This window comes from Clostridium tagluense (genome assembly GCF_003865095.1).
Lineage (GTDB): Bacteria > Bacillota > Clostridia > Clostridiales > Clostridiaceae > Clostridium_AD > Clostridium_AD tagluense.
The window spans coordinates 1-17,610 of record NZ_BHYK01000049.1; the positions used below are offsets into that span (position 1 = coordinate 1).

General features: G+C 31.8%; 16 protein-coding genes and 1 pseudogene. 13 read left to right on the plus strand and 4 right to left on the minus strand.

Annotated features, from left to right (window positions below; translation table 11 throughout):
- Nucleotides 1–605: 605 nt before the first annotated feature.
- On the minus strand, nt 606–818 hold the full coding sequence (locus Ctaglu_RS22910) for a hypothetical protein (RefSeq protein WP_125006116.1): 213 nt from the start codon (nt 816–818) through the stop codon (nt 606–608).
- 680 nt (nt 819–1,498) lie between these two features.
- Here Ctaglu_RS22910 and Ctaglu_RS22915 point away from each other — a divergent pair.
- From Ctaglu_RS22915 to Ctaglu_RS22960, 11 genes and pseudogenes are all read left to right on the plus strand, one after another.
- Nucleotides 1,499–2,407 (plus strand): hypothetical protein, encoded by a 909-nt coding sequence (locus tag Ctaglu_RS22915; RefSeq protein WP_125006118.1) that lies wholly within the window; start codon nt 1,499–1,501, stop codon nt 2,405–2,407.
- Between the two features lie 35 nt (nt 2,408–2,442).
- Nucleotides 2,443–3,123, plus strand: coding sequence for a hypothetical protein (locus Ctaglu_RS22920; RefSeq protein WP_125006120.1), 681 nt, complete (start codon nt 2,443–2,445; stop codon nt 3,121–3,123).
- A gap of 407 nt (nt 3,124–3,530) precedes the next feature.
- The gene (locus Ctaglu_RS22925) at nt 3,531–3,812 is read left to right on the plus strand and encodes a hypothetical protein (RefSeq protein WP_125006122.1); all 282 of its coding nucleotides are present in this window, start codon (nt 3,531–3,533) and stop codon (nt 3,810–3,812) included.
- A 2-nt stretch (nt 3,813–3,814) separates the two neighbouring features.
- Nucleotides 3,815–3,970 (plus strand): hypothetical protein, encoded by a 156-nt coding sequence (locus tag Ctaglu_RS25605; RefSeq protein ID WP_185732928.1) that lies wholly within the window; start codon nt 3,815–3,817, stop codon nt 3,968–3,970.
- Nucleotides 3,970–4,614, plus strand: a complete 645-nt coding sequence (locus tag Ctaglu_RS22930) for a hypothetical protein (RefSeq protein ID WP_125006124.1) — start codon at nt 3,970–3,972, stop codon at nt 4,612–4,614. The genes Ctaglu_RS25605 and Ctaglu_RS22930 overlap by 1 nt, the downstream gene beginning before the upstream one ends.
- Nucleotides 4,615–4,680: 66 nt before the next feature.
- Complete coding sequence (locus Ctaglu_RS22935) at nt 4,681–5,148, plus strand: hypothetical protein (RefSeq protein WP_125006126.1); 468 nt, start codon at nt 4,681–4,683, stop codon at nt 5,146–5,148.
- A gap of 142 nt (nt 5,149–5,290) precedes the next feature.
- The gene (locus Ctaglu_RS25610; protein WP_185732929.1) at nt 5,291–5,458 is read left to right on the plus strand and encodes a hypothetical protein; all 168 of its coding nucleotides are present in this window, start codon (nt 5,291–5,293) and stop codon (nt 5,456–5,458) included.
- Nucleotides 5,459–5,555: 97 nt separating this feature from the next.
- Nucleotides 5,556–7,628: pseudogene (locus tag Ctaglu_RS22945) on the plus strand (thioredoxin domain-containing protein).
- 222 nt (nt 7,629–7,850) lie between these two features.
- A complete protein-coding gene (nagE, locus tag Ctaglu_RS22950) occupies nt 7,851–9,290 on the plus strand; it encodes an N-acetylglucosamine-specific PTS transporter subunit IIBC (protein ID WP_125006132.1) in 1,440 nt (479 codons plus the stop codon).
- A gap of 474 nt (nt 9,291–9,764) precedes the next feature.
- Entirely contained in the window at nt 9,765–11,474 is a 1,710-nt protein-coding gene (argS, locus tag Ctaglu_RS22955; RefSeq protein WP_125006134.1) for an arginine--tRNA ligase, read from the plus strand.
- Nucleotides 11,475–11,675: 201 nt separating this feature from the next.
- Complete coding sequence (locus Ctaglu_RS22960; RefSeq protein WP_125006136.1) at nt 11,676–12,380, plus strand: ribonuclease H-like domain-containing protein; 705 nt, start codon at nt 11,676–11,678, stop codon at nt 12,378–12,380.
- 43 nt (nt 12,381–12,423) lie between these two features.
- Here the strand turns inward: Ctaglu_RS22960 and Ctaglu_RS22965 are convergent, their stop codons facing one another.
- The 3 genes from Ctaglu_RS22965 to Ctaglu_RS22975 are packed head-to-tail and all read right to left on the minus strand — an operon-like array spanning nt 12,424 to nt 14,668.
- On the minus strand, nt 12,424–12,591 hold the full coding sequence (locus Ctaglu_RS22965; RefSeq protein ID WP_125006138.1) for a FeoB-associated Cys-rich membrane protein: 168 nt from the start codon (nt 12,589–12,591) through the stop codon (nt 12,424–12,426).
- A 60-nt stretch (nt 12,592–12,651) separates the two neighbouring features.
- Nucleotides 12,652–14,415 (minus strand): ferrous iron transport protein B, encoded by a 1,764-nt coding sequence (feoB, locus tag Ctaglu_RS22970; RefSeq protein WP_125006140.1) that lies wholly within the window; start codon nt 14,413–14,415, stop codon nt 12,652–12,654.
- A 34-nt stretch (nt 14,416–14,449) separates the two neighbouring features.
- On the minus strand, nt 14,450–14,668 hold the full coding sequence (locus Ctaglu_RS22975) for a FeoA family protein (protein WP_125006142.1): 219 nt from the start codon (nt 14,666–14,668) through the stop codon (nt 14,450–14,452).
- A 237-nt stretch (nt 14,669–14,905) separates the two neighbouring features.
- On the opposite strand from Ctaglu_RS22975, the gene Ctaglu_RS22980 reads away from it, so the two are divergent.
- Nucleotides 14,906–15,583, plus strand: a complete 678-nt coding sequence (locus Ctaglu_RS22980) for a ribonuclease H-like domain-containing protein (protein WP_125006146.1) — start codon at nt 14,906–14,908, stop codon at nt 15,581–15,583.
- Between the two features lie 123 nt (nt 15,584–15,706).
- The gene (gene ade, locus Ctaglu_RS22985; protein WP_233439925.1) at nt 15,707–17,425 is read left to right on the plus strand and encodes an adenine deaminase; all 1,719 of its coding nucleotides are present in this window, start codon (nt 15,707–15,709) and stop codon (nt 17,423–17,425) included.
- Nucleotides 17,426–17,610 lie beyond the last annotated feature (185 nt).

Sequence of the window (17,610 nt, forward strand, 5' to 3'; positions counted from 1 at the left end):
AAGAGAAGGACCGCAAAATTCTACAAACTTGTCAAGTGTTTTATGCGAAAAAAGTGGGGGAATCAACAAAAATTAATGATACTAAAAATGAGTAATCACAGGAACTAAGGAGTTTCCGTGAACGCTCATATATAATAAGGAGGTCGCGTGGCACTCGTGTTTTTTACCATTACTTTCTTCGAGCGTTAAAATCTCAACTTCTAACTGTCCATTTATAATATCTAGTCCAAATTAGTCACCAATTTCTTTAATTTTTTAACTTTCTGCTGGTTAGAAGTTGTCCATAGTTACAGAAGGCAAAGTACAGATTGTCAAGTTTTAGTGGCTTATCAGTTCCAATAATAGGCTCATTATTTCCACCAAAGTACAGTCTATTTGCGTCTATACATTGCTTATCTGTTGGGAAGATATTCATAAACAAAAAATACACGAAAGCTACAAGGTTTTTATTCGTTATTACTGCTGGTAATTTAAATAGTATTCTGTGATTCTGCTTTTCATCTGTATAACTGAATGTCTTATATATCCCTTCGTAGTCGATGTCGTACTTATTAATGTCTCTAGACTCCTATTTATATTCCAATTTTTAACTTCGTCAATATGAATTATATGAAGTTCCTTAAAATTTGTTTCTCGTTTTTCACACTGTTGCCATCAAAGGTTGCGGGTTTAAAGCTACAACCATCTCTACCAACCGCATAAAGTAGTTCAAGTGGTGTAATATCTGTTGTTCCTTTGGTCATTCTATTCTGTATACCACCAATTTCTTTACCACTAGGTCTCACATTAAATTTATATAAGTCTAAAGTAGTTAGCATTTGGGTTCCCTCCTCTATTTGATAAAAGGCTGTCAATATGACCGCTAAAAGCCTATGGACAGCCTTGCTTTCAGTTGTTTATCTTTAATTCTTGCAGGTTTATCAACAATCAAATTCATCATTACAGGGTCTCCTTCAACAGCTCCAGCCTCTGGCTTATGCTTGAAGTCCTGTAGGTGCTGAAGAAAATTATCCAACTTAACTTTTGGACAGTCTTTTTCTCATAACACTAGTTAGTTGAAACAACACTACGCTATTGTATATACCCCCTACTTCATATTTCTCTTTAGCAACGTTAACATAATATTCTTGAAGTGCTATAAAATAATCTTGTTTTAATACCAATCTCGTTTGCAATCTGAACAATTCATATTATGGTCTCCTTCTAAGTACCATGCTCTTCAGCTTTATTTATCATCGTGTATCTGTTCCATATTTATCATGTAGGGTAATGTATGTTTTGTGACATGGCAATATTAATAATATTATGACTTTTATAATCGAACATAAAAAGAGGTATTGAACGAAGATTGTAACATCAAGTCACTATTTTCTGTTAACAATTTATAATTTATATAAATATGACATATGAAATGTTATTAAAGGTAATATTGTAAATAAATGCATAACATTGTATAATATAATCACAATATATAAAAATAGGAAGGTGTTGTCTCAGTATGGAATATACATTTAGAGCATATAAGTTATTAATACCAAATTGGAATACAATTAAAGATACTTTTTTTGAGCACATATTCACAATGGATATAGAAGAGTCTAAAACTGAAGGTAAATATGGATTTGTTGAAGTGAATAAAGAAGATGATAAAGTATTTGGCTATTTTGCTCAAGAATCAATTGAAGATTTTGTAAAGTATGAGAATAAGAAACCACTTAAAATTGAGGATTATCCTTGGATTAGAACTGTATTTATAATAGATACAACACAATTAATAATATTTGTTCATAAAAAAAGATACTCATCTAAATTTCTTACGCATGGAGGAGTTTTGGAGCGGCTTCAAGGTCTTCTTAGTAAAGAACTAAGTGAAAATGTACTGTTATTTCCATTTTATGCAGGATTAGATAAGGAAAACTATAAAAAAGTATTCTATGATGATGATAATATTGTTAAGGAAGTAAAATTTTCAAAACTACAAGGCTCCTTAATAGTTGATGGAACTCAACTTCATAATCCTATGAAAGAACTTGATGGATTAAGGGCGGATTCACATAATAGATATGATTCAAAAATATTAAAATCGGCTTACCTTGAAGCAAATGATAAAGGAAATTTATCTAAATCGCCAACAGCAAGAGCGTTTCTGGAAGGTGAAGGTTCTGTAGGTGATATGATAAAGTATGAAACAAAATCTGGAACTACATTTGTTGAATTTAGCAAGGCACAAGCTAAAATTAAGATTGATATAGATGATGAAGCTAAAGATATTAAACAAATATATAGCATTATTGATATTGAACTTCTTTCAAATAAAAGTTATATAGATAGGTTTACCACTAGTGAAATAGACAATATAAGTGGTATTGTAGACGAAGCAGATAATACAGAAGATAAGGATGAATAAGTAATTTTGAAAATTTACATATAAGGGGATAAGTCATGAACATATTTAACGTTTGTATTTATTTAATAGGAATGTTTATTTCATTTTTAGTTTTTGCAATTACTAATACTCCATTAGATTATATAGGATTATTGTCTCAAGGAGCGATTTTAGCTACATTTGGATCAGGATTAATTACTGTGGCAGATATACTTGAAAGAGACAAGTTGGAACGGGTTAAACAGAACCATAAAATTTTTTATGATATAAATAAAGTGGAACCTTGGATAAGATGGCCATTTATTCCTAGAAAGCAATCTGAAAAATTACTGAACAATCACTCCTTAATTACAGTGTTAGAAAATCCTGAAAAGGAGTTTGATGTAGGAACTCATACTATATTTATAAAATTACCTACAGTTTTAGAAGATTTATTTGACTTGCCAATATTTAGACAACTAGTGAAAATGTCTAGATATCAAAAAGCATTTAAGACTAAATATGACAGAGATAAAAATGATATTAGTTTATCAGTTACTAAAAAAGAGGAAGTTCACATTTCATATCTATCATTCCTATGCATGTATGATTCTATTAAGTCTGCCTGTAGTTTCCGTTTAGCAAGATTATTAAAACATTTAAGTATAGCTATTATTTTAGGTAGTGTTCTAATGGTTATATTATGTATTAATAATTCATGGATTGTTGGATGTCTAAACAAAGCTTTTGTAAAATAGGAGAAAGAAACAAGAAATAAAACCAAACGCCTAGTACGAGTTCAACAGGCTAATTGATAAAAACAACTAAAATGACAAAAGATGAATGAAGGTTTCTGTGAAAAACAGTTGCCTTCTTTTTTATACCCACTCAACTGAATACTTAGTATCAAAGGAAATAAATAAGTAGTCCAAAGTTTTGACGAGAAAATATAAATGTTGTTATGACCTTTAATAATAGGGATATGGAATAATAAGAGAGTGCAGAAATACGTTCCTCCAAGTGTGGTATACGCTGTACTAAATTGAATAGAAAAGTTTAGTCTAGGGTTGTTAAATGGGGCTTGTGTTTGCCTAGAAGAGGAGACAAGTTATATATTAAAAGTATAACAAAGTTAGAAAATCAATTAATTTAGGGAGGTAGCGCCATGAATATTAAATTTTCACAGAATTTAATAAAGTATCTTGCAGTATATCTAGGAACTTCACTCGAGAAGATATCTAAAGAAAAAGGTTTCAATTACAGTAAGCCATACCTGTACAAAATTGCTGAGGGGAGTTTACAAGTGAATGATAATACGAATGAAGTTTTTAATAAGTTTTGGAATGATAGGGAAATGACATCGGAGGACTTAGAAAATATATACTCACTAATTGGCCTTATAGAAACTGGCAAACTGAAAGAAAAACAATTCAAAGGAGGAAAATAATTATGGCTTACATTTATACAACAGAAGAACTTGAAAATATTAAGAGGATGATTGACACTGGGAAAGCTACAGCTCAACAAATAACGGAATATGGCTATGCTACTCAAACACCTAAGAAAGTCGATAAGGCAAAATATAAAACAGGAGGTACAAAATAATGAGTGTTCAATTAACAAGTGAGGATATACTTGATAGAGCTGATTTAAATAGCTATTTGCAAAAGTTTAATGAAAGAGTGGCTGAAGTTGATGTTTCTATTGAAAAGATTTCAGGTGAACTTGCTACAGCACGCAATCTTAAAGAAGAACTGTTACTTAAAGATATGATTACAGCTGGAGACGATTTTCGTAAGCCACTTACTAACTGTATAACTAAAATTGATAATTACAAAAGAATGTTAGAAGTAGAGATAGAAAAGAGAAATACGTTTATTTTAATAATGCAGAACTCAGAAGTAGACAGGCTATTAAAAGAATTTCGTGATATCAGTAATCAAGAACTTCACGAGTACCAAACTGTAGAGGAAAGGGTTATCTACTCTGAGTTAGCACAAATAAGAGAGAGACAGCTGGAACTACTTGATAAACTTAACAGCACTAGAAACTCTATAGAAACTGAACTTGATGAGTTTACAAGGATTGCACAAGGGCTTGGTTATCCTCAGTATTCGTTAACTTGTAGTTTTCACCAGAATCCACAATATCCCAATCCATCGTTCAAAGAATTAGGGGCAATAATGTTTAACTGTGGTTCGATAAAAAACTCAAAATACTTATATGAAATGTCTACAAGAGTGTATTAACTACAAGGACAGGAGGGGGTCGAAAGGACTTCTTACCTGTCTTTCTGTTATAAAAGGAGGATTACAATGTTAGATAAAACGGATGTCTTAGAAGGCTTAGAAGAGTGTGGATTAGTAACATATGATGAAGAAACTGGATTGCCATTAAAAGTTGAAGCAAACAGACACCTTAGAGAGAAAGAGGTTTGTGCAGTGTTACTTACTTATATTGTAGAGGACGTTAGAATTTCAAATCGTGAACTAGAGCGACGCACAGGCATAAACGCTCGTACAATAGGAAAGTACAGGTCAGGAGATATCTTTTTGAAACTGCTTGCAGAATATACAAATAAACGTATGATAGGGATTCGCAGTCTAGCATTAGAAGAATTAGAAAGAATACTAGCTAATCCTAAGCTAAATGAAAATACGAAAATTAAGGGAATTGCCCTAGCGTTACAACACAGTGAAAAAATGGCTGAAATCGCACTGCTAGGTACTTCAAAGCCAGAAGTAACCGTTGATATGTTAATTAAAGAATTAGAAGATATGTAATTATGGTCATAATATTTATATAAAGAGAGGTAAGGAGCAAGGACTTAGAAGCCTTTTGTTCCTTTTTTTATCTTTTTAGTCACAAACGAAAAGTTATCCCTACATGAATTTTAGAAAGTAAAACGATTGTGGGGGATTAGTAATGGAAGTTGAAAGAGGACAGTATACATATGAGAAAACTGAGGAAAGAATGATAAATGGCAGAATGAGCAGAATAACTGTGAGAGCAAATACACCATCACAAACAGCATTAAAAAGATATGCAGAAACAATGACAAGAGTAGTAAAAGAGATAGAGAGCAGAGGATAAATTCCTTCTACTCTCTTTTTTATGTTTTGGGACTTAAATATCTACTGTTAGGTTATACTTACATTAATACACTAATAAATTTTAGGAGGTGATTGCAATGAACAATTTTACAAGTATACCTAATAGATTAATAAATGAAAAATCTCCTTATCTACTTCAACATGCACATAATCCTGTTGACTGGTTTGCATGGGGAGAAGAAGCATTTACAAAGGCTAAGGCTGAAAATAAGCCTGTCTTTTTATCTGTTGGGTACTCGTAGTGGTTCACGCAATGGACTTGTCATTGGTGTCATGTAATGGAAAAAGAATCCTTTGAAAATGAAGCAGTAGCGGCTATTTTAAATAAATATTTCGTAGCAATAAAGGTAGATAAGGAAGAACGCCTAGATATAGACAGTATTTATATGACGGTATGTCAAGCATTAACAGGAAGTGGTGGATGGCCTTTAACTATTTTTATGACTCCAGATAAAAAACCTTTTTATGCAGGTACTTATTTCCCCGTGGAAAGTAGATATGGAATGCCAGGGATAATGGATGTAATGAACTCTCTTGCGCAGCAGTGGAATGAGAAAAGAGAGGATATTGTAAAATCCAGTGAAAGAATAGTAGAGCACATAAAAGGCATTGATGCATTGGTTAATAGGGAGGAAATAGGAGAAGAAGAAATACATAATGCATATAATAGTTTCAACAGTGTATTTGATGCGAATTATGGTGGATTTGGTTCTTCTCCAAAATTTCCCGCGCCTCACAATTTACGATTTTTGTTAAGATATTGGAAAAATTATAATGAGCCTAAAGCATTAGAAATAGTGGAAAAAACACTGGAAGCCATGTATGAGGGTGGAATTTTTGACCATATTGGATTTGGATTCTCAAGGTATTCCACAGATGAGAAATGGTTAGTACCTCATTTTGAGAAAATGTTATATGATAATGCACTTTTAGCTACGGTATATGTGGAGGCTTTTGAAGCTACAGCTAATGTATTTTACAAAGGAGTAGCTGAAAAAATATTTAATTATATACTTAGGGATATGACGTCAAAAGAAGGGGCTTTTTATTCTGCTGAAGATGCAGATAGTGAAGGAGAAGAGGGTAAATTTTATTTACTAACATTAAAGGAAGTGGCCTTAGTTTTAGGAGAGCAATTTTATAAAACCTATTGCGATCACTACGATATAACTGAAAAAGGAAATTTTGAAGGTAGGAATATTCCAAACCTCATAGGTATGGAAAGTAGCTCTAAGCTAAATGATGAGCTGCAGCAAAAATTAGAAAAAATGAGACAAAGGCTTTTTGAATATCGAGAAAGAAGAATTCATCCCTACAAGGATGACAAGATATTAACCTCTTGGAATGGACTTATGATTGCTGCACTGGCTTATGGAGGAAGGGTTTTTGATAATGGTAGTTATATTAAGCAGGCGCAAAAAGCTATGGATTTTGTCTTAAGTAATATGATTAATGAAAAAGGGAGATTAATGGCTAGATATAGGGATGGTGAAATAGCTCACTTAGGCTATTTGGAAGACTATGCTTTCACAGTGAGTGCACTAATTGAATTATATGAAGCCACTTTTAATGTGAAATATTTAATTACAGCACTAGAACTTAATGATAATATGCTTAAGCTATTTAAAGATGAAGATCAAGGTGGATTGTTTTTATATGGAATCGACGGAGAAGAATTAATTGTTAGGCCTAAAGATATATACGATGGTGCAGTGCCCTCAGGTAACTCAGTGGCTACTTTAAATATGTTAAGGCTTGCTAGATTAACTGCTAATAATGAACTCAGAAATGAGTCAGATAGGCAATTTGAAGTTTTTGCTTCAAAGGTTAAAACTATAGAAAGTGCTCATGCTTATTTTATGACGGCACTATTATATAGTAGGGTACCAGGGAAAGACATTATAGTTGCAGGAAAAGAGGAGGACGTGGAAACAAAGGCTATGATTAAAGAGATTAATAGCAATTATCTACCTTTTGCTACAGTAGTGTTAAACACTGGTGATGAAAAGTTAAATTCTATAAATCCTGAAATAAAAGCACATATACCATTGCAGGGAAAAACTACTGCTTATGTTTGTGAGAATTTCTCTTGCATAGAGGCCATTACTGACTTGAAAAAGTTCTCAGAGTGTATTAAGGAGATTAATTAATTTACTATAATTAAAAAAAGTATTGATTATATATATGTAATATAGTATCATAGGTGTATAGAAACTTTTATTTAGCGTGTAACCGATTAAATTCGGGCAAAAGCTGAAAAGGATAATATTAATTATCTTTTTCGGCTTTTTTTATTAAAAAATTTATTGTGAAATTAAGGATGTAACAAATCCTTAAAATAAATTTAAAGAAATAGGGGGAGGAATTTTATTATGATGAAGTATCTACAAAAATTAGGTAAATCATTAATGCTTCCAGTAGCTTGTCTACCTGTTGCAAGCATTTTAATGGGTATTGGTTATTGGATTGATCCTACAGGATGGGGAGCAAACAACGTAGCTGCAGCGTTCTTAATAACAGCAGGTAATTCACTAATTAAGAATATGGGAATTTTATTTGCAATTGGTGTAGCTGTTGGAATGTCAGAGGATAATGACGGCACAGCGGGGCTAGCAGGTCTTGTTTCATGGCTTATGATTACCACTTTATTATCTCCAGCGGCTGTAGCAATGTTTAAAGTTATTAAAGTTGCAGCAGTACCAGCAGCGTTTAGCCATATTGAAACACAATTTGTTGGTATTTTAGCAGGTTTAATTGGTGCTAGTTGTTACAATAGATTTAAAGGTACTAAATTACCAGATGCTTTAGGTTTCTTTAGTGGAAAAAGAAGTGTTGCTATTGTAACGGCTGGGGTGTCAATTTTTGCAGCCATTATTTTATTCTTTATATGGCCTATAGTTTATGGAGCATTAGTAGCTTTTGGAAAGTCAATTATATCTACAGGTGCTATTGGTGCAGGTATTTATGCGTTTTTTAATAGATTATTATTACCAACTGGTCTTCACCATGCACTTAATACTGTATTTTGGTTTGATGTAGCTGGAATTAATGATATTGGTAACTTCTGGTCAGGTAAAGGAACATTAGGGGTAACTGGTATGTATATGACTGGATTCTTCCCTGTAATGATGTTTGGGCTACCAGCAGGAGCACTCGCTATGTATCATACAGCTAAAGACAAAAAGAAGAAAATGGTATATGGGTTATTATTAGCAGGAGCAATATCTTCGTTCTTCACTGGTGTTACAGAACCATTAGAATTTGCTTTCATGTTTTTAGCTCCAGGTCTATTTTTAATTCATGCTGGTTTAACAGGTATTTCTGCTTTCGTATGTGCATCGTTACCGGTGAGAGCTGGATTTAATTTTAGTGCAGGTTTTGTAGATTGGTTTCTAAGCTTTAAGGCTCCTATGGCTGAAAATCCAATTTTGCTGATTCCAATTGGGTTAGCATTCGCTGTTATTTATTATATTACATTCCGTTTTGCAATTACAAAATTTAATTTGAAAACGCCTGGTAGAGAAGAAGATGATAAAGATGCAGAAATGAATGTAAAACTTGCAAATAATGATTTTACACAAATAGCATCTATTATATTAAAAGGTGTTGGTGGAAAAGAAAATGTAGTATCTATTGATAATTGTGTAACTAGATTACGTTTAGAAATTAAAGATCAGGTAAATGTAAATGAAAAAATCATTAAATCCTCAGGTGCAATGGGAGTAATGAGACCTGGTAAAACAAGTTTACAAGTTATTGTTGGAACAAAAGTTCAATTTGTAGCAGATGAATTTAAAAAATTATGTAAGTAAAAAAATATAATTTAATTATGATATTAAAAAAGTTGACAACAATATACTAGTAGTAATATAATATGTTGTAATATGAAATTAATATATAATAACTAAATTCTATGAAAAGGATAGTACTTTCTTATTAATCTTAAAGCGAGCAAGGGTATGGTGTAAGCCTTGTAAGGTATAGGAAGTTAAATGGGCAGCTATTTAACAAAATTAATCAGATTAATTTTAGGAAAAGAACCTTGGAGGAGCTACCTGAACTAGTTAGAAGAAATAACTTTTGACTCTTATAGGGCATGCCGCGAAGAGCGTTAAAATATTGAGTGGACTTTATAGTCAACTAGAGTGGTACCGCGGAAATATAACCCGTCTCTTTATTTAGAGATGGGTTTTTTGTTATATTAGAAAACATATGAGTTCTAAAATCATGAGGGAAAACAATTAATAATTGTTTTCGGCTCCAGAGCAAAACAGGAGGGAAATAATATGGATTATAAAAAAATAGTTGCGGAAAGAATTAAACAATTGGTGGAACTCGACATAGAAACAATAGAGAATTTAATTGAAATACCACCAAAACCTGAAATGGGAGAATTTGCTTTTCCTTGTTTTCAGTTAGCAAAAACCATGAAAAAAGCACCTAATGCAATAGCTAATGATTTAAAAGAAAAAATTGAGACAGAGGGTTTTGAAAAAATAGAGTGTTTTGGTCCTTACGTAAACTTCTTTTTAGACAAAGGAGCATTTATTAAAGCTACTATAGAAAAAATATTAAAAGATGGAGAAAACTACGGCTCTTCTAAAATGGGTGAAGGTAAGAATATGATAGTAGAATATTCATCACCTAATATAGCAAAGCCATTCCATGTAGGACATTTGTTCACCACAGTTATCGGTAGCTCTTTATATAAGATACTTTCTTTTGAAGGATATAATTGTACTGGAGTCAATCATCTTGGTGATTGGGGAACACAATTTGGTAAGCTTATTTACGCTTATAAAAACTGGGTAGACGAGGAAACTTTAGAAAAAGAGCCTATTAAAGAATTATTAAGAATTTATGTTAAATTCCATGAAGAGGCTGAAACTTGCCCAGCACTTAATGATGAAGCAAAAATGTACTTCAAGAGATTAGAAGATGGCAGAGCAGAGGAAGTTCAGCTTTGGACTAAATTTAGAGACTTAAGCCTAGTGGAGTTTAAAAAACTTTATGAAACACTAAATGTTAAATTTGATTCTTACGCCGGAGAAAGTTTTTACTGTGACAAAATGGAAGATGTAATTGCAGACATAGAGGCAAAGGGTCTACTTGTAGAAAGTAATGGAGCTAAGGTTGTAATGCTGGATGAGTACAATATACCACCTTGCATAATTAAAAAATCAGATGGAGCTACAATTTATGCAACACGTGATTTAGCTGCAGCAACTTACAGAAAGAAGACTTATGATTTCCATAAAAATATTTATGTAGTTGGAAAAGATCAAGCTCTTCATTTTAAGCAAGTATTTACTACATTAAAGCTTATGGGCAATGAGTGGGCAGATGATTGTGTGCATGTACCATTTGGAACTGTAAGATTTGCAGATAAAAAATTATCTACAAGAAAAGGTGATGTTATTTTCTTAGATGAGCTATTAAGCGAAGCGGTGGCGAAAACTCTTGAAATAATAAATGTAAAAAATCCAGAACTAGAAAACAAAGAAGAGGTAGCTAAAAAAGTAGGAATAGGTGCTATCATATTCACTTATTTAAAAAACCACAGAGAAAGAGATATTGTTTTTAATTGGGAAGAAATGCTTAGCTTTGATGGAGAAACAGGTCCATATGTTCAATATACTTATGCAAGAGCAAAAAGCATATTAAGAAAAGTTGAAGAAAATAGCAATGGGATTATCTCTGATGTAGAGCTTGATTACAATAAATTAAATTCTAAAGAAGAATTTGAACTTGTGAAACAGTTAGAAGGATTCCAAAACTCAATTATGTATGCTATTGATAAATTAGAACCATCTATGGTTACAAGATATGTTATTGAGGTAGCTAAATCCTTTAATAAATTCTACAACCAGCATAATATAGCTAATTTAGAAGATGAATCTAATAAAAAAGCTAAGATTAAGATGGTAGAAGCTACTTGCCAAGTAATCAAGAATGCATTAAACCTTATAGGTATAGAAGTAGTAGATAGAATGTAATAGAGCAGCTTAGGCACAAACAAATAAATAAGATGCAGACATATTATTTATTTGTTTGTTTATTATTGCAATGATTTGCAATAACCTTGTTTTTAATGTATTATTAAAATATAGAAAAATGTAAAATTTATTTAGAATTACTTAGCAAATAGAAAAACATTTGTTGTAATACTTTTCTTTTTTTATAGATTAGGGGGAACTATGTTTATCAAAGAATATGAAATTAACGTTACTTTACCCAAGGAGATTTTTAGAAAATATAAGATGGATACTATTGCGTATTTGGATATTGAGGCTACAGGTTTTGATTTTGAACGTGATAGAATAGTATTGATATCTTTGGGATATTACTTAAAAGAAGATCAATTTAAAGTTGTTCAATATTTTGCAGAATCGCCTTGTGAAGAGGAGAGCATTTTGAAAGAACTTAAAAAATCTATGAACAATTTTGAAAAATGGTGTTCTTATAATGGTACAGCTTTTGATGAACCTTTCGTAATTAGAAAGATGAATAGACACAATCTTGGGTTTAGACTGCCTAGTGAACATATTGACTTGTTTAAGATTATAAGACCATTCCATAAAAAGATGGGAATGAAGAACTGTAGTTTAAAAAGTGTAGAGAAGTTTGCAGGTATTAAAAGGCGAGATGAAATAAATGGAGCTAGGAGCGTTGAAATATATAATGAGTACCTAGTAAAACATGATGAAAAATTAAAAGAAATCCTCATGCTTCACAATTACGAAGATGTCCTAAACTTGCCTAAAATTTTCAAGGTCATTGATATTATTGAAAATAATTTGGATTTAAAAAGGAAAGAAAAATCAGAAAAAAAACAAATGTCACTTTTAAATAATAATATAAACACAAATCAGCCACTAAAAGTGGTGAATAGCCAACTATAAAAAAACAGTCCTATAATACATTTATGTACTATAGGACTGCTTTTTATTTAATTTTGTCATCATCCTTAGCAGAAGGTTTTATCACGCAACTGTGGCTACAACCTTTGCATCCATTTCCACAACCACAATCACCCTTTGCTTGTTTTTTTATATTAGAATATAAGATATATCCAGCTACAATAACAATTACGCCAACAATAATAAATTCCATTGGCACCTCACCTCACTATATTTTATACTAGAGGCTGCTATTTTAAATAGCCCCTTTTTATTATCTTATTATAATACTACCTACATTAAATATTATAAAAGAAACCACCCATGCTAATATTAATTGATAAGCTACGGAAAAGATTGCCATTCTATTTCCATACTCTTTTTTCATAGTCGCTATTACTGATACACAAGGAGTGTAAAGTAATACGAAAGCGAGGAAACTATAAGCTGATAGAGGAGTAAAAAAATCAGGTAATACATGTGTTAAATTGCTACCATATATAACTCCCATGGTACCTACAACTACTTCTTTAGCCATAAGACCAGTTAATAGTGCTATGGAATTTTGCCAAGAACCAAATCCAAGTGGAATAAATATTGGGTTTATAAATTTTCCAATAGCAGCTAAAAAGCTAGAGTTTATATCAACCATGCCTGTAGTGTTGAAATTTGATAAAAACCATACTATTACGGAGATTGAAAAGATTATAGTACCAGCTTTCTTTAAGAAACCTTTACCTTTTTCCCAGGTATGAATTAATAAGCTTTTTGGTTCTGGTAATTTATATTCAGGCAATTCTATAATGAAAGGTTCTTCATCTTTTTTAAACAATGTGTGTTTAAATAAGATACCAATTCCAAAGGCTAAAGTAATACCCATTAGGTATAATGAAAATACCACAATGGTTTGCTTTCCAGGAAAAAATACTGATGCAAAGAGTGCATAAACTGGAAGCCTAGCATTGCAAGACATAAGAGGTACTAAAAGTGCGGTTAGTTTTCTGTCTTTTTCACTCTCTAAAGTTCTAGCAGACATTATAGCTGGAACAGAACAACCGAAACCAACAATTAATGGAATAAAAGCTTTACCTGACAAACCCATTTTCCTCATTAGCTTATCCATTATAAAAGCAGCTCTTGCCATGTAACCACTGTCTTCTAAAAATGAAATACCTAAGAATAATGCCAATATAACTGGCAAAAATACTATTACGGAACCTACTCCGCCTACGATACCGTCAATTAATAATGAAGAAAACCAAGGGCTGTTACTGGCAAGTAGATTTTTTAAAAATGGAACAAAAGAATCATTAAGCAAGGTATCCAGAAAATCAGCTAAAGGTTGTCCTACCCAGCTGAAAGTAAACATAAAAATTAAAAATAAACTTCCGAAAAATAGGGGGTAAGCGATTATTCTATTAAGCACAACTTTATCTATTTTTTCTGAAATAGAAACTTTATTATCACTTTTTTTATTGGTGATTGATTTCAGTAAAACTTCAATGTATGCATAAGTTTCTTTTTCATCTTTGAATTTTAGGCTATTTGAAGAGTTGGTAATATAATCTTCTTTAAGTAGGCAATCTCGAACATCAGAAATTCCCTTATTCTTTGAAGCTATTATAGGTATTACTGTTACACCTAGTTTTTGTGATAAGAGCTCATAATTAATATCTAACCCCTTAGCTATTGCTACATCCACCATGTTTAACACTAAAATTATTGGTTTGTTAAATTGTTTTAATTGCGTAGTAAGATATAAATTTCTATCAAGACTGGATGCATCTACAATATTAATAATTACATCCACATTACCATTTTGCAAAAAATCTTTGGAAACTTTTTCTTCATTTGAATAGGTATCCATTGCATAAATACCAGGCAAATCAACAATTTTAATTTTATTATCGATAAAGCCTTCTTTTTTTTCGACTGTTACTCCCGCCCAATTACCTACGTATTGGTTAGAACCTGTAAGTGCATTATATAGAGTTGTTTTACCAACGTTAGGATTACCTAGTAGTGCAGCAGTGATCATTCAAATCCTCCTCATTATGTCTCTCGTACAATAATTATGCTATTTTTATATTTTTAGCGTCATTTTTTCTAATAGCTAAATTGAAACCACGTAAACTTATAATTATAGGATCGCCTAAAGGGGCGGTAGCTTTTAAAGTTACTTCAGTACCTTCTATGCATCCCAATGCTAGTAATCGTTTAGCAAATTTTTCATCACCACAAACCGAATGAATTAGCGCTTTATCTCCTGGTTTTAAATCATAGATACTCATAATAATCACTCCTTAATGAAAATAATTCTCAATATCATTTTAACATTATTATAAATTGGTGTCAATGTAAAATAGCAGGGGAATTCAACAAAATTTTTAAAATGATTTCATATAATAGTGGAATTGTGATAAAATAGAGGAAGCAGAGTTTTAAGTTATATATATGCAAATTTATGAGTTTGTTCTGTAGTAAACTTGCTAAGAAACTTAGTAAACTTAGTAGAAAAGAGTGATATTGTGATTACAAAACTTAGTACTGTTAAAGTAGGAGAAATTTCTATGGAAAGCTCACTTACCATAGACGGAAATAAACAACTCTTTAAAGATGCATTGTTTTTTGATTTAGAACATTACATTTATAAAAAGCCCATATGTATTGGAGTTTTTGGGTGTTGCGTTTATGATGAAATTTCAAAAGAATTAAAGGTTACTCAATATATGGCGGAAAATAAAAAAGATGCTATAGAAATATTATCTTTAGCTAAAAATTATTTTGAAGAAATGAAAATGAAGTATAATAAAAAATACATCGTTACATTTTCAGGAAACAATGATTTTACAGTTATAAATTATTTATTAAAAGCACATAAAACAGATTTTTTATTACAAGGATATTTTGGGGAAATAGATTTGCAAAAATGTTATGAAAAAGCTGAAGGAACTTGCATTGGGCTTAAAGCTTTAGAAAAGAAATTTGATATTGATCGCGAAAGTGAATTAATAAGTGGATCTAATTTAGCTAAAACCTTTGGTAAAATAGTAAAAGATGATGACTATATAAATAGAATGCCTCAAGAGAAAAAAGATAAAATACTATTATATAATCAACAGGACGTTGTCAGTTTATTTTATATCTATATAGATTGGTACAATAGAGTAAATTTAAAAACTGAAGAAATCACAGCACAGCAATAGCTGTGTTTTTTATTTGCAAAAAAATGATAATCTGAATTTTTTAGTAAGTAAAAAGGCATACTAAGACCCTTTCCATAATAATTTAATATAAGGCGTATGAAAAATATTGAAGGGGGAGAGCGTGTGGATGGAGTTAAGAGAAACATTGATGTAGCTATGGGAAGGGCTAAGGCAGATTTAGTGCTTAAAAATGCAAATTTTATTAATGTGTTTACTGAAAGTATAGATAGAGGGGACATTGCAATAGTTGGGGAGACTATTGTAGGTATTGGGGAATACACGGGGGATGCTGAAATTGATTGTAATGGTTTATACGTGACCCCGGGTTTCATTGATGCACATGTACACATGGAGTCCTCTATGATTATGCCACAGCAGTTTGGAGAGGTGGTAATTAAAAAAGGTGTAACTACGATAATAGCAGATCCACATGAAATGGCTAATATAGATGGAATGGATGGTATTCGTTTTATGCTAAAGAATAGTAAGGAAACCCCTATAGATATTTTTTTTATGTTACCATCTTGTGTACCAGCAACAAAAATTGAGGATAGTGGATACACTCTTAATGCTGAAGACTTAGAAGAATTAATAAATGATAATAGAGTATTAGGGCTTGGTGAGGTAATGGATGTATCCGCAGTTGTAAATTCAGATGAAAATATTTTAAAAAAAATAGACATGGCAAAACATAAACATATTGATGGGCATTGCCCTGATATTTCACAGAGGGAGCTAAATGCTTACTTAAGCTGTGGTATAAGAACAGATCATGAATGTACTAATATTGTGGAAGCCGCACATAAAGTTAGCAAAGGAATGTACGTTATGCTAAGAGAAGGATCTGCGGCAAGAAATTTAAAAGACATACTTCCTGCTGTTAATAATCGTAATTTTGGAAGATTTTTATTTTGCACGGATGATAGGCATATAGATGACTTACTAGAAATTGGATCTATAGATAACTGCATTAGAGTTTCTATAAAACAAGGACTGAGTCCTATAAAGGCATTTATAATGGCCTCGCACAATGCAGCCAAGTGTTATGGGTTAGTGGATAGGGGTGCTATAGCCCCAGGTTATAAAGCAGATTTAGTGCTATTTGAAGATTTAAAGGGTTTAAATATAAAAAAAATTATAAAAAATGGTAAAGTGTATTCAGAACTGCAGGATAAAAAATATTTTAACTTAAAGATAAATTCATCAATGCATATGGATTTCATAAATAGTGATATTTTCAAAGTCCAAAGTAGGGTAGAACATATAAATGTGATAAAGTTAATTCCAAATTCGCTGCAAACCAAAGTAGTGAAGAAAAAAATAGAAAATGAATTTGGATATATAAAGAGAACTATGGAAAAAGATATATTAAAAATAGCAGTAATAGAAAGGCATCATAATACAGGTAAGCATTTTGTTGCGTTTATAGAAGGCTTAGGCTTAAAACATTGCTCCATAGCACAAACAATAGCTCATGATTCTCATAATGTTATAGTGGTGGGAGATAATGATAAGGACATGGAGGTAGCTGTTAATACTCTTGTTACTAGTGGTGGAGGTATAGTCATGGTTTGTGAGGGAAAGGTTATTGCACAATTAAACTTGCCAATTGGCGGAATAATGACCTTTGAAACTCCCTATATTGTGGCAGAAAATCTAAAGAGGCTTAGTAGAATAGCTAGAAACTTTGGAGTGCGAGACGAATATGATCCTTTTATAACCTTATCTTTTATGGCACTTCCAGTAATACCTGAAGTTAAAATTACTTCTAGAGGATTGTTTCACTATAATAAACATGAGTTTATAGAACTTATGTCAGATAATGAGGAAAATAAAAAATAAAAGTAAGCTGATTATTTCTAAAACACATTTCTATATTCAATAGGAGTGTGTTTTTTTGTGTGCGCCCGGCATGGACGCAATCTAATGGGTGAAAGTCCCTAGCACGGGTTAATAGTGCCAAGTGCATAGCTTAAGACAAGGGTGTCCATGGTGACGTGGAATCTGAAGGAAGTCGGCGGCAAAAC

Excerpts from the sequence above, each read along its gene's own strand:
- Ctaglu_RS22910 (WP_125006116.1), bottom strand. The coding sequence starts at position 818 with ATGCTAACTACTTTAGACTTATATAAATTTAATGTGAGACCTAGTGGT.
- Ctaglu_RS22915 (WP_125006118.1), top strand. The coding sequence starts at position 1,499 with ATGGAATATACATTTAGAGCATATAAGTTATTAATACCAAATTGGAAT.
- Ctaglu_RS22920 (WP_125006120.1), top strand. The coding sequence starts at position 2,443 with ATGAACATATTTAACGTTTGTATTTATTTAATAGGAATGTTTATTTCA.
- Ctaglu_RS22925 (WP_125006122.1), top strand. The coding sequence starts at position 3,531 with ATGAATATTAAATTTTCACAGAATTTAATAAAGTATCTTGCAGTATAT.
- Ctaglu_RS25605 (WP_185732928.1), top strand. The coding sequence starts at position 3,815 with ATGGCTTACATTTATACAACAGAAGAACTTGAAAATATTAAGAGGATG.
- Ctaglu_RS22930 (WP_125006124.1), top strand. The coding sequence starts at position 3,970 with ATGAGTGTTCAATTAACAAGTGAGGATATACTTGATAGAGCTGATTTA.
- Ctaglu_RS22935 (WP_125006126.1), top strand. The coding sequence starts at position 4,681 with ATGTTAGATAAAACGGATGTCTTAGAAGGCTTAGAAGAGTGTGGATTA.
- Ctaglu_RS25610 (WP_185732929.1), top strand. The coding sequence starts at position 5,291 with ATGGAAGTTGAAAGAGGACAGTATACATATGAGAAAACTGAGGAAAGA.
- nagE (WP_125006132.1), top strand. The coding sequence starts at position 7,851 with ATGATGAAGTATCTACAAAAATTAGGTAAATCATTAATGCTTCCAGTA.
- argS (WP_125006134.1), top strand. The coding sequence starts at position 9,765 with ATGGATTATAAAAAAATAGTTGCGGAAAGAATTAAACAATTGGTGGAA.
- Ctaglu_RS22960 (WP_125006136.1), top strand. The coding sequence starts at position 11,676 with ATGTTTATCAAAGAATATGAAATTAACGTTACTTTACCCAAGGAGATT.
- Ctaglu_RS22965 (WP_125006138.1), bottom strand. The coding sequence starts at position 12,591 with ATGGAATTTATTATTGTTGGCGTAATTGTTATTGTAGCTGGATATATC.
- feoB (WP_125006140.1), bottom strand. The coding sequence starts at position 14,415 with ATGATCACTGCTGCACTACTAGGTAATCCTAACGTTGGTAAAACAACT.
- Ctaglu_RS22975 (WP_125006142.1), bottom strand. The coding sequence starts at position 14,668 with ATGAGTATCTATGATTTAAAACCAGGAGATAAAGCGCTAATTCATTCG.